The organism is Streptomyces sp. NPDC002206 (assembly GCF_053593595.1).
The window spans coordinates 58,892-69,823 of record NZ_JBSFCW010000006.1; the positions used below are offsets into that span (position 1 = coordinate 58,892).

13 protein-coding genes are annotated in these 10,932 nt (G+C 71.4%); 12 read left to right on the top strand and 1 reads right to left on the bottom strand.

Annotated features, from left to right (window positions below):
• Window positions 1–19 precede the first annotated feature (19 nt).
• Window positions 20–1,264 carry an MFS transporter gene (locus tag ACWCP8_RS14215; protein ID WP_352264354.1) on the top strand — a complete coding sequence of 415 codons (1,245 nt, stop codon included), beginning with the start codon at window positions 20–22 and terminating at the stop codon, window positions 1,262–1,264.
• A gap of 17 nt (window positions 1,265–1,281) precedes the next feature.
• Here the strand turns inward: ACWCP8_RS14215 and ACWCP8_RS14220 are convergent, their stop codons facing one another.
• Window positions 1,282–1,914 carry a TIGR03085 family metal-binding protein gene (locus ACWCP8_RS14220; RefSeq protein WP_451116132.1) on the bottom strand — a complete coding sequence of 211 codons (633 nt, stop codon included), beginning with the start codon at window positions 1,912–1,914 and terminating at the stop codon, window positions 1,282–1,284.
• A gap of 85 nt (window positions 1,915–1,999) precedes the next feature.
• Here ACWCP8_RS14220 and hisI point away from each other — a divergent pair, with 85 nt between their 5' ends.
• The 11 genes from hisI to lgt all read left to right on the top strand — a co-directional run bounded on the left by hisI (window position 2,000) and on the right by lgt (window position 10,860).
• The gene (gene hisI / locus ACWCP8_RS14225; protein WP_030972822.1) at window positions 2,000–2,380 is read left to right on the top strand and encodes a phosphoribosyl-AMP cyclohydrolase; all 381 of its coding nucleotides are present in this window, start codon (window positions 2,000–2,002) and stop codon (window positions 2,378–2,380) included.
• 11 nt (window positions 2,381–2,391) lie between these two features.
• Window positions 2,392–3,879 (top strand): anthranilate synthase component I, encoded by a 1,488-nt coding sequence (locus ACWCP8_RS14230; RefSeq protein WP_352264356.1) that lies wholly within the window; start codon window positions 2,392–2,394, stop codon window positions 3,877–3,879.
• Between the two features lie 14 nt (window positions 3,880–3,893).
• Entirely contained in the window at window positions 3,894–4,553 is a 660-nt protein-coding gene (locus ACWCP8_RS14235) for a TIGR02234 family membrane protein (RefSeq protein ID WP_352264357.1), read from the top strand.
• A gap of 136 nt (window positions 4,554–4,689) precedes the next feature.
• On the top strand, window positions 4,690–4,941 hold the full coding sequence (locus ACWCP8_RS14240; protein ID WP_451116135.1) for an HGxxPAAW family protein: 252 nt from the start codon (window positions 4,690–4,692) through the stop codon (window positions 4,939–4,941).
• Window positions 4,942–5,017: 76 nt separating this feature from the next.
• A complete protein-coding gene (locus ACWCP8_RS14245; protein WP_382831673.1) occupies window positions 5,018–5,500 on the top strand; it encodes a DUF2752 domain-containing protein in 483 nt (160 codons plus the stop codon).
• A 115-nt stretch (window positions 5,501–5,615) separates the two neighbouring features.
• Window positions 5,616–6,425 (top strand): indole-3-glycerol phosphate synthase TrpC, encoded by an 810-nt coding sequence (gene trpC / locus ACWCP8_RS14250; protein WP_030972813.1) that lies wholly within the window; start codon window positions 5,616–5,618, stop codon window positions 6,423–6,425.
• A 26-nt stretch (window positions 6,426–6,451) separates the two neighbouring features.
• Window positions 6,452–6,652: a tryptophan biosynthesis modulator TrpM gene (gene trpM, locus ACWCP8_RS14255; protein ID WP_267008130.1), complete on the top strand. Its 201-nt coding sequence runs from the start codon at window positions 6,452–6,454 to the stop codon at window positions 6,650–6,652.
• A gap of 135 nt (window positions 6,653–6,787) precedes the next feature.
• Window positions 6,788–8,074, top strand: a complete 1,287-nt coding sequence (gene trpB / locus ACWCP8_RS14260) for a tryptophan synthase subunit beta (RefSeq protein WP_352264361.1) — start codon at window positions 6,788–6,790, stop codon at window positions 8,072–8,074.
• Entirely contained in the window at window positions 8,071–8,883 is an 813-nt protein-coding gene (gene trpA, locus ACWCP8_RS14265; protein WP_451116138.1) for a tryptophan synthase subunit alpha, read from the top strand. The genes trpB and trpA overlap by 4 nt, the downstream gene beginning before the upstream one ends.
• A 76-nt stretch (window positions 8,884–8,959) precedes the next feature.
• On the top strand, window positions 8,960–9,787 hold the full coding sequence (locus ACWCP8_RS14270) for a thioredoxin domain-containing protein (protein WP_352264363.1): 828 nt from the start codon (window positions 8,960–8,962) through the stop codon (window positions 9,785–9,787).
• Between the two features lie 107 nt (window positions 9,788–9,894).
• Complete coding sequence (gene lgt, locus ACWCP8_RS14275) at window positions 9,895–10,860, top strand: prolipoprotein diacylglyceryl transferase (protein WP_451116140.1); 966 nt, start codon at window positions 9,895–9,897, stop codon at window positions 10,858–10,860.
• The last annotated feature ends 72 nt before the right edge of the window (window positions 10,861–10,932 follow it).

Below are 10,932 nucleotides of genomic sequence, written 5' to 3' on the forward strand. Positions count from 1 at the left end.
ACCCGAGAGGACGCCCCTCATGACTGTCACCGTCACGGCCACGAGAGCTCCCGAACGCCCCGCCCACCGCGACGGCAACGTCCTGCGCTGGCTCGGCGCGTACACCGCGTCGATGGTCGGCGACAGCGTCTACTACATGGCGCTGGCCTGGGCAGCCACCCGCACCGGCACCGCCTCGCAGGCCGGATTCGTCCTCGCCGCGGGATCCGTACCCCGGGCCGTGCTGATGCTCGGCGGGGGAGTCCTCGCCGACCGGTTCGGGCCCCGTCGTCTCGTCATCGGCAGCGACGCCGCGCGCTGCCTGGTCGTCCTGGGCCTGGCCGGCGCCCTGATGTTCACCTCGCCCGCCCTGTGGATGCTGATCGCCGTCGCGCTCGTCTTCGGCGCGGTCGACGCGCTCTTCCTGCCCGCCGTGGGAGCTCTGCCGCCCAGGATCACCACCGCCGGACAGCTGGCCCGGATCCAGGGACTGCGCGGACTCGCCACCCGTACCGCCAATGTGGTCGGCGCACCGCTCGGCGGGGTCGCGGTGGCCGTCGGCGGACCCGTGCTCGCTTTCGCCGCGGCCGGGGTGCTCTTCGCCGTCTCACTGCCCCTGCTCGTCGCCGTACGGATCGCGCCCCTGCCCGACCAGGCCGGTGCCGAATCTCCCGGCACCGCATGGCGCGAACTGGCCGACGGGGTGCGCCACATCCGGCACCATCCACTGCTCGGGCCGCTCGTACTCGTCCTCGCCGTCAGCGAGCTGGGTTTCGCGGGCCCGCTCAACCTCGGGCTGATCCTGCTTGCGAAAGAGCGCGGCTGGGGCGCCTCCGGGATGGGCTGGATCGTCGCCGCCTTCGGTATCGGCGCCGGCGCCGCGGCCCTGCTGCTCGCGGTCCGCGGGCGGCTGCCCCGGGCAGGGCTGATCATGTGCCTGACCGTGCTCGTCGGCGCGGTCGCCGCCGGCGCCCTCGCGTACGTCCCGTCGTTGCCGCTCGCCGCCGCAGTGGGCGCCGCGGTCGGGCTCTTCGCCGGACTGGGCGGGGCGCTGTGCGGGGCGCTGATGCAGTCCGCCACCGATCCCGCCTATCTGGGGCGGGTCACCTCGGTCTCGACGCTCTTCACCCATGCGGTCGCACCGCTCAGCTACCCGGTGACCGGCGCGGCCGTCGCCACCTGGGGGACCGCGCCGGTCTTCGCCGCCGGCGCGGCGCTGGGCGGGGCGGGGGCCGTAACCGGTCTGGTCGTCACCCGGCTGCGCCGCGCGGAACTCCCGCGCTGATCCCGGCCCCGTACGCCCTACATGCCCAGCTCGGCCGTGCTCACCCGGGCCACCGCCTCCTTGTCGCCGTCCAGCTCCACTCGCGCCGCATCCTGCCGCCCCGACGCGAAGAGCAGCAGTTCGCCCGGCTCCCCGGTCACCGTCACCACCGGAGTGCCCTTGTGCGCCACGGCCGTCTGTCCGTCGGGGCGGCGCAGCACCAGCCCCACCGGGGCCTTGCGCCCCATCAGCCGCGCCGCCTTCTCCATGCGCGACCACAGGGCGTCGGCGAAGACCGGGTCCAGATCCCGCTGCGACCAGTCGGGCTGCGCCCGGCGCACGTCCTCCGCGTGGATGTAGAACTCCACCGTGTTGGCCGCCTCGTCCAGCTGCTTCAGCCCGAACGGTGACATCCGGGGTGGTCCCGTACGGATGAGCTGGATCAGTTCCTCGTACGGTTTCTCGGCGAATTCGGACTGGACCCGGTCGAGCCGGTTCTTCAGCGGGCTCAGCAGCACCCCGGCCGCCGCGTCCGGCCTGCGCTCGCGTACCACCACATGGGCGGCGAGGTCGCGGGTCGTCCAGCCGTGGCACAGGGTCGGGGCTTCGGGGCCCGCCGCCTCCAACAGGTCGGCGAGCAGAAGTCGTTCACGCTTTGCATGGGTCGACATGCCCGCCAGCGTACGACCGGCGTCCGCAGTCCGCCCAGTGGACGCCCCGCCGGACGGCCTCCGCAGCCACGGCACAATGGGGCACATGACCAGCACGCCCGCGCCCAGCACCCCGCCCGCCAGCAGCCTGGACCCCGCTATCGCCGCCCGCCTCAAGCGCGGCGCCGATGGACTGGTTCCGGCCATCGCCCAGCAGTACGACACCGGTGAGGTGCTGATGCTCGGCTGGATGGACGACGAGGCGCTGCATCGCACCCTGACGACCGGCCGCTGCACCTACTGGTCCCGCAGCCGTCAGGAGTACTGGGTCAAGGGCGACACCTCGGGTCACATCCAGCTGGTCAAGTCCGTCGCCCTCGACTGCGACGCGGACACCGTCCTCGTCAAGGTCGACCAGACGGGTGCCGCCTGTCACACCGGTGACCGCACCTGCTTCGACGCCGACGTACTTCCGCTCGGGCAGTAGGGTCAGCCGCCATGGATCTCGAGACCTTCCGCAAGCTGGCCGCCGACCGGCGTGTCATCCCCGTCAGCCGCCGGCTTCTCGCGGACGGCGACACCCCGGTCGCGCTCTACCGCAAGCTCGCGGGCGAGCGCACCGGCACGTTCCTCCTCGAATCCGCGGAGAACGGCCGCACCTGGTCCCGCTACTCCTTCATCGGGGTACGCAGCGCCGCCACCCTCACCACCCGCGACGGCCGGGCCCACTGGCTCGGCACCCCGCCCGTCGGCGTCCCCGTCGACGGCGACCCGCTGGTGGCCCTGCGCGCCACCATCGACGCCCTGCACACCCCGCGCGACCTGCACTCCGGCATGCCCCCGTTCACCGGCGGCATGGTCGGCTATCTGGGTTACGACGTCGTGCGCAGGCTGGAGAGGATCGGCGAGCACGGTGGCGACGATCTGAAGCTCCCCGAGCTGACCATGCTGCTCACCTCGGACCTCGCCGTCCTCGACCACTGGGACGGCAGCGTCCTGCTGATCGCCAACGCGATCAATCACAACGATCTGGAGACCGGTGTCGACGAGGCGTACGCCGACGCCGTCACCCGCCTCGACGCCATGGAGGCCGATCTCTCCCGCCCGGTCGAGAGCGCCCCCGTCGCCCTCCCGCCGTCCGAACTCCCGCCGTACACCGCACTCTGGGGCGGCCAGGCCTTCCAGGACGCCGTCGAGGACGTGAAGGAGCGGATCAGGGCCGGAGAAGCGTTCCAGGTCGTCCCCTCCCAGCGCTTCGAGACGCCGTGCACGGCCGGCGCGCTGGACGTCTACCGGGTGCTGCGCGCCACCAACCCGTCGCCGTACATGTACCTCTTCCGGTTCGACGGCTTCGACGTCGTGGGCTCCAGCCCGGAAGCCCTCGTCAAGGTCGAGGACGGGCGCGCCATGGTCCACCCGATCGCCGGGACCCGGCCCCGCGGCAGCACCCCGCAGGAGGACCAGGCCCTCGCCGACGAGCTCCTCGCCGACCCGAAGGAACGCGCCGAGCACCTGATGCTCGTCGACCTCGGCCGCAACGACCTGGGCCGGGTCTGTGTGCCCGGCAGCGTCGAGGTCGTCGACTTCATGTCGATCGAGCGGTACTCGCACGTCATGCACATCGTCTCCACCGTCACCGGCCGCGTCGCCGAAGGCCGTACCTCCTTCGACGTCCTCACCGCCTGCTTCCCGGCCGGCACCCTCTCCGGCGCCCCCAAGCCCCGCGCCATGCAGATCATCGAGGAGCTCGAACCCACCCGCCGCGGACTGTACGGCGGCTGCGTCGGCTACCTGGACTTCGCCGGGGACTCCGACACCGCCATCGCCATCCGTACGGCGCTGCTGCGGGACGGCACGGCATACGTCCAGGCCGGAGCGGGAATCGTCGCCGACTCCGACCCGGTCGCCGAGGACACCGAGTGCCGTAACAAGGCCGCCGCGGTCCTGCGCGCCGTCCATACCGCCAACCGCCTCCACGAACGCTGACGAGGTAAGGGATAGTGGGGTACGTGAGTGCTGTCCCCGTACCCCAGCCCCGTGCCCAAGCCGCCACCGCGTCCGATGCCACGGGAAGCCGCCGCAGCCTGGCCGCCGGCCTGCTTCTCGGGGCGGTCGGCGCCACCGTCGTCCTCCTCGCCTCCGGCCAGACCTGGGCGGAGGGCAGAGCCGCGGTCGGCGGCGGCTCCCTGCCGCTGACCGCCGACGGCCAGGACGTCACCGGTCTCCCGGCGGCCCTCGCCATCGTCGGCCTGGCCGCCCTCGTCGCCGTCTTCGCCGTCCGCAGCGCCGGCCGGCTGCTCGTTGCCGGGCTGCTCGCCCTCAGCGGCCTCGGGGCCGGTCTCAGCGCCTACCTCGGCGCCTCCGACAGCGCGGCCCTCGACGAGAAGGCGGCGCAGACCACCGGCGACGCCTCCGCCACCATCGACGCCCTCAGCCACACCGCGTGGCCGTACGTCACCGCCGTCGGCGGCCTGCTGATCCTCCTCGCCGGGCTGCTCGCCCTGCGGTACGGGAAGCTGTGGCCCACCATGTCGGGACGGTACGAACGCGACGGCACCCCGCGGCCCCGTAAGGCCCCCCGCACCGCCCCGGACCCGGACCGGCCCGAGGACCTGTGGAAGGCCCTGGACCGCGGTGAGGACCCGACGCGCGAGGTATGACCCCCAGCTCACGTCGTACCCGCACGTACGGGACAATGAAGGTGAGCTTTCTGCACAGCGGCAGCGCAGCGCACCACAGCGGCACCAGCTTTGCGTACAGCGATACCAACAGCGCAACACCAACGAGGAGCAACTCATGGCGGGCAGCAGCCACGGACACACCCCGGCCGCCTGGACCGGTGTCATCATCTCGTTCATCGGCTTCTGCATCGCAGGCGTCTTCATGGTCGCGGCCATCCCGCTCGGCTTCTGGGCCGGTATCGCGGTCATCTTCATCGGCGGGCTCGTCGGTCTCGCGATGAAGGCCGCCGGCCTCGGCATGCCGAAGGAGTCGGCCGAGATGGCCGCAGCCAGGGCGCGTGCCGGACAGGCCCAGGTCTCCTCCTGACCCCGATCGGACCCATCGTGCGAGGCGCAGCCCGGACCGGGCTGCGCCTTTCCGCGTGATTGGGGACAATCACCGGGTGGACGCCTCCCCTTCTCCCGCAGCCGCACCGGGCCCGCACGGTCACCCGCCCGTGCCGGTCTTTCCGCCCGCGCCCGTGCCGCGGTCGGCCGTCCGACGGCTCGCCACCCCCCTCGGGGTGATGGCCGCCGTCATCGCGGCCTTCGGCTATGTCGGCGCCGTCGACCCCAACCAGCCGGGCCACTACCCGGTCTGCCCGTTGCTGCGGTTCACCGGCCTGTACTGCCCGGGCTGCGGCGGGCTGCGCAGCGCCCACGCCGTCGCCCACGGGGACATCGCCGCGGCCCTGGGCTCCAACGCTCTCGCGGTCGTCGGTTATGCGATCTTCGCCGTCGTGTGGGTGGTCTGGATGGTCCGCGCGAGCAGGGGACTGCCGCTACGGATCAATCTGCCACCGGTCTACTGGTGGGGGATCGGTGCCGTGCTCCTGATCTTCGCCGTCGTCCGGAATCTGCCGTTCGGATCGATGTTGGCGCCGTGAATGCCCAGGTAGTGGGACATCCGTCGGCCGGATGTGAGTCCGGGGCCCTCCTGCGGATACCATCGAGATGGCTGTTCCTGTTCCCTCATCACCGTCCCGGAAGGGGGCCGCTCGCGTGAGTGTGCTCGACGAGATCATCGACGGCGTTCGCGCCGACCTCGCAGAGCGGCAGGCGCGCGTCAGCCTCGACGAGCTCAAGGAGCGCGCGGCGCGCGCTCCGGCGGCCAAGGACGGAGTCGCCGCCCTGCGCGGCGAGGGCGTGACCGTCATCTGCGAGGTCAAGCGCTCCAGCCCCTCCAAGGGGGCCCTGGCCGCGATCGCCGACCCGGCCGCGCTCGCCGCGGACTACGAGGCCGGTGGCGCGTCCGTCATCTCCGTCCTCACCGAGGAGCGCCGCTTCGGCGGTTCGCTCGCCGACCTGGAAGCCGTTCGCGCCAAGGTCGACATCCCGATCCTGCGCAAGGACTTCATCGTCACCTCCTACCAGCTCTGGGAGGCCCGCGCCTACGGCGCCGACCTCGCGCTGCTGATCGTCGCCGCTCTCGACCAGGAGGCACTTGTCTCGCTGATCGAGCGCGCCGAGTCCATCGGTCTGACGCCGCTGGTCGAGGCGCACGACGAGGAGGAGGCGGAGCGTGCCGTGGCCGCCGGAGCGAAGATCATCGGTGTCAACGCGCGCAACCTGAAGGACCTCAAGGTCGACCGCTCGACGTTCGAGCGTGTCGCCCCGGAGATCCCGGCGGGCATCGTCAAGGTCGCCGAGTCCGGCGTCCGGGGCCCGCACGACCTCATCGCCTACGCCAATGCCGGCGCCGACGCCGTGCTCGTCGGCGAGTCCCTGGTCACCGGCCGTGACCCGCGGGCCGCCGTCGCCGACCTGGTCGCCGCAGGTGCCCACCCGGCCCTGCGGCACGGACGGAGCTGACCCGCACCGTGTCCGCCGACCGTCCCGTGTTCCGCACCCGGCCAGGCCTGCGCCTCGCCGGTGTGACGGCTGCCCGGGACCCGCACGCGCCGCTGGCGCGCGGCTGCCGCCCCCGCGGCTGCCGCGCCCCCGCGCGCCGGGTGCACGGTCGGCGTGTGCGGTACGTGATCGGAGACGAGCCCGGCCAGGTCAACGGCATGCGATGGCGCCCGGGGACCGCGCTGTAGCGAGCCCCGGCCACGTACCCGCACCAGACCTCTCGTACGTACGACCGCACCGCCCGACCGCCCTCGGTCGCGGCGGCGTCTCGCTCACGACGCATACGGTGAACCCACCCGTTGCCATGACGAGGAGCACGTCGGATGTCATCTGACTTCTTCATTCCGGACCCCGAGGGTCTGATCCCCAGCGCCGAGGGCTACTTCGGCGCGTTCGGCGGCAAGTTCATCCCGGAGGCGCTCGTCGCCGCCGTGGACGAGGTCGCCGTCGAGTACGACAAGGCCAAGGCCGACCCGGCCTTCGCCGCCGAGCTCAATGAGCTCATGGTCAACTACACCGGCCGGCCCAGCGCGCTGACCGAGGTGCCGCGCTTCGCCGAGCACGCGAGCGGTGCCCGGATCTTCCTCAAGCGCGAGGATCTCAACCACACCGGCTCGCACAAGATCAACAACGTGCTGGGCCAGGCGCTGCTCACCAAGCGCATGGGCAAGACCCGGGTCATCGCCGAAACCGGTGCCGGCCAGCACGGGGTGGCCACGGCGACGGCCTGCGCCCTCTTCGGCCTCGAATGCACCATCTACATGGGTGAGATCGACACCGAGCGGCAGGCGCTGAACGTGGCGCGGATGCGGATGCTCGGCGCCGAGGTCATCGCCGTGAAGTCAGGCTCCCGCACACTCAAGGACGCCATCAACGAGGCGTTCCGCGACTGGGTCGCCAACGTCGACCACACGCACTACCTCTTCGGTACGGTCGCGGGCCCGCACCCCTTCCCGGCGATGGTCCGTGACTTCCACCGTGTCATCGGTGTCGAGGCCCGCCGGCAGATCCTGGAGCGGACCGGCCGGCTGCCGGACGCCGCGATCGCCTGTGTCGGCGGCGGCTCCAACGCCATCGGGCTCTTCCACGCGTTCATCCCGGACGCGCGCGTCCGGCTGATCGGCTGCGAGCCCGCCGGACACGGCGTGGAGACCGGCGAGCACGCGGCGACCCTGACCGCCGGCGAGCCCGGCATCCTGCACGGCTCGCGCAGTTACGTCCTCCAGGACGACGAGGGCCAGATCACCGAGCCGTACTCCATCTCGGCCGGTCTCGACTACCCGGGCATCGGCCCGGAGCACGCGTACCTCAAGGACATCGGCCGCGGCGAGTACCGCGCGGTCACCGACGCCGCCGCCATGCAGGCGCTGCGCCTGCTCTCCCGTACCGAGGGGATCATCCCGGCCATCGAGAGCGCCCATGCGCTGGCCGGCGCCCTGGAGGTCGGCAAGGAGCTCGGCAAGGACGCGTTGCTCCTGGTCAACCTGTCCGGTCGCGGCGACAAGGACATGGACACGGCGGCCCGTTACTTCGGGTTGTACGACACGGACGCGACCGTCGAGGCGGACGCGGACAACAACGACGCCGAGATCGAGGGGGACGTCAAGTGAGCGGCAACATCGAGCTGTTGAGCGCCACCCTCGCCGCGGCCAGGGCCGAGGACCGGGCCGCACTGATCGCCTACCTGCCGGCCGGGTTCCCGTCGGTCGACGGCGGTATCGAAGCCGTCAAGGCCGTCGTCGCCGGTGGCGCCGACGTCGTCGAGGTGGGCCTGCCGCACAGTGACCCGGTGCTCGACGGACCGGTCATCCAGACCGCCGACGACATCGCCCTGCGCGGCGGCGTGAAGATCGCCGACGTGATGCGTACGGTCCGCGAGGCCTACGAGGCGACCGGCGTCCCGATCCTCGTCATGACGTACTGGAACCCCATCGACCGGTACGGCATCGAGCGCTTCACCGCCGAGCTCGCCGAAGCGGGCGGCGCCGGGTGCATCCTGCCCGACCTGCCGGTCCAGGAGTCCTCTGCGTGGCGCGAGCACGCCGACAAGCACGGTCTCGCGACCGTCTTCGTCGTCGCGCCGAGCAGCAAGGACGAGCGCCTCGCCACGATCACCGCGGCCGGCTCCGGCTTCGTCTACGCGGCCTCGCTGATGGGCGTCACCGGCACCCGTGAATCGGTCGGCGAGCAGGCCCAGGACCTGGTGCGGCGCACCCGTGCCACCACCGGGCTCCCGGTCTGCGTCGGTCTCGGCGTCTCCAACGCCCAGCAGGCCGCCGAGGTCGCCGCCTTCGCCGACGGAGTGATCGTCGGCTCCGCCTTCGTCAAGCGGATGCTGGACGCCCCCGACGAGGAGTCCGGACTGGCCGCAGTCCGCTCACTTGCCGGCGAACTGGCCGAAGGTGTTCGAAAGCGCTGACATCTGGCATCGCCCGAACGGGTGGACCTGGGGCCGGGGAGGCACGTACGTGCCTCCCCGGTTCGTTGCTGCGGGTGTGAGCGAGAAGAACGAAGAAGGAAAAAGGGCCGCGCGCGACCGGCTCGTACAGCAGCGTGAGCGGGAGAAGGCGCGCGAGCACCGCCGGCGCACGCTGATCGTCACCACCGCCGTGGTGGGTGTGCTGGCGCTGGCCGCCGTCATCGGCGTGATCGCTGCGAATTCGGGCGGCAAGGGCGAGAAGGCGACCGGGTCGGGGCCCGTCGTCGCGCCCTCCGGTGCGACCGGCAAGGACAGCCTGGCCATCCAGGTGGGTGCGGACAAGGCCCCGTCCACGCTCACGGTCTGGGAGGACTTCCGCTGCCCGGTCTGCGCCCAGTTCGAGAACGCGTTCCGGGACATGATCCACCAGCTGGAGAGCAGCGGACAGCTGAAGGTCGAGTACCACCTGGCCACGATCATCGATGGCAATCTCGGCGGCAGCGGCTCGCTGGACGCGGCCAATGCGGCGGCCTGCGCACAGAACGTCGGCAAGTTCTCCGCCTACCACGACGTCCTCTACCGCAACCAGCCGCCGGAGACCGACGACGCCTTCGGCAAGAGCAGCAAGCTGATCGAGCTGGCGGGCAAGGTCGAAGGACTCGACACCCCCGCCTTCCGTAGCTGCGTGGAGGACGGCACGCACAACACCTGGGTCAAGAAGTCCAACACCGCGTTCCAGAACGGCGGCTTCCGGGGCACGCCGACCGTGCTGCTCAACGGCGAATCGATCTTCCCGAAGAAGGGGAACGAACCGATCACTGTGGCAAACCTGAAGAAGTGGGTCGCCGAGGCGAACAAGGGGAAGCAGCCGGCGAAGGTCACCCCGGCGCCGACCGGTTCCTGACCCGGATGGGGCCTGCCGGGGCCGGGATCCGATGATCGGCTCGTTACCCAGACGTTGTCGGGCGGGTTGCCGTAGGTCCCGCCCGGCAGGGTAGCGTCGATCCTGCCATGGACCTTGCCTACATTCCCAGCCCGTCGACCGGCGTGATCGATCTCGGACCGATCCCGCTCCGCGGCTACGCGTTCTGCATCATCATCGGTGTGTTTGTCGCCGTCTGGTTCGGCAACAAGCGCTGGATCGCCCGGGGCGGCAGAGCCGGCACAGTGGCCGACATCGCCGTCTGGGCCGTGCCCTTCGGCCTCGTCGGAGGCCGGCTCTACCACGTCATCACCGACTACCAGCTGTACTTCAGCGACGGCGAGAACTGGGTCGACGCCTTCAAGATCTGGCAGGGCGGCCTCGGCATCTGGGGTGCGATCGCGCTCGGCGCGGTCGGTGCCTGGATCGGCTGCCGCCGCCGCGGGATCCCGCTGCCTGCCTGGGCCGACGCGCTCGCCCCGGGCATCGCCTTCGCCCAGGCGATCGGCCGCTGGGGCAACTGGTTCAACCAGGAGCTGTACGGCAAGCCGACGGACCTGCCGTGGGCCCTGAAGATCAGCGAAGGCCCCAACCGGGTCGCGGGTACGTACCACCCCACGTTCCTGTACGAGTCGCTGTGGTGCGTGGGCGTCGCACTGCTGGTGATCTGGGCGGACCGCCGCTTCAAGCTCGGACACGGGCGGGCGTTCGCGCTGTACGTCGCGGCGTACTGCACGGGACGGGCGTGGATCGAGTACATGCGGGTCGACGAGGCCCACCACATTCTGGGCGTGCGCCTGAATGTGTGGACCGCGGTGATCGTCTTCGTGCTGGCGGTGACGTACATCGTGATCTCGGCGAAGGTGCGGCCGGGGCGCGAGGAGGTCGTCGAGCCGGGGGCCGTGGAGGCCGCCGAGGGCGTGGAGGATGCGGACGAAGGCGCGAAGGACGCGGACTCGGGATCGGCCTCGGACGCCGATGGTGACGCCGGGCGTGACGACGAGGCTCGGGCGCCGGGTAAGAACGGCACCGCAGAGGCAGCGAAGAACGGCTGACGCCACCCAGATGTACGAGGGGCCCGAACCGGACGGTTCGGGCCCCTCGCCATTCCCCCCGGACGCCCCCAC

Excerpts from the sequence above, each read along its gene's own strand:
- ACWCP8_RS14215 (WP_352264354.1), top strand. The coding sequence starts at position 20 with ATGACTGTCACCGTCACGGCCACGAGAGCTCCCGAACGCCCCGCCCAC.
- ACWCP8_RS14220 (WP_451116132.1), bottom strand. The coding sequence starts at position 1,914 with ATGTCGACCCATGCAAAGCGTGAACGACTTCTGCTCGCCGACCTGTTG.
- hisI (WP_030972822.1), top strand. The coding sequence starts at position 2,000 with ATGACCAGCACGCCCGCGCCCAGCACCCCGCCCGCCAGCAGCCTGGAC.
- ACWCP8_RS14230 (WP_352264356.1), top strand. The coding sequence starts at position 2,392 with ATGGATCTCGAGACCTTCCGCAAGCTGGCCGCCGACCGGCGTGTCATC.
- ACWCP8_RS14240 (WP_451116135.1), top strand. The coding sequence starts at position 4,690 with ATGGCGGGCAGCAGCCACGGACACACCCCGGCCGCCTGGACCGGTGTC.
- trpB (WP_352264361.1), top strand. The coding sequence starts at position 6,788 with ATGTCATCTGACTTCTTCATTCCGGACCCCGAGGGTCTGATCCCCAGC.
- lgt (WP_451116140.1), top strand. The coding sequence starts at position 9,895 with ATGGACCTTGCCTACATTCCCAGCCCGTCGACCGGCGTGATCGATCTC.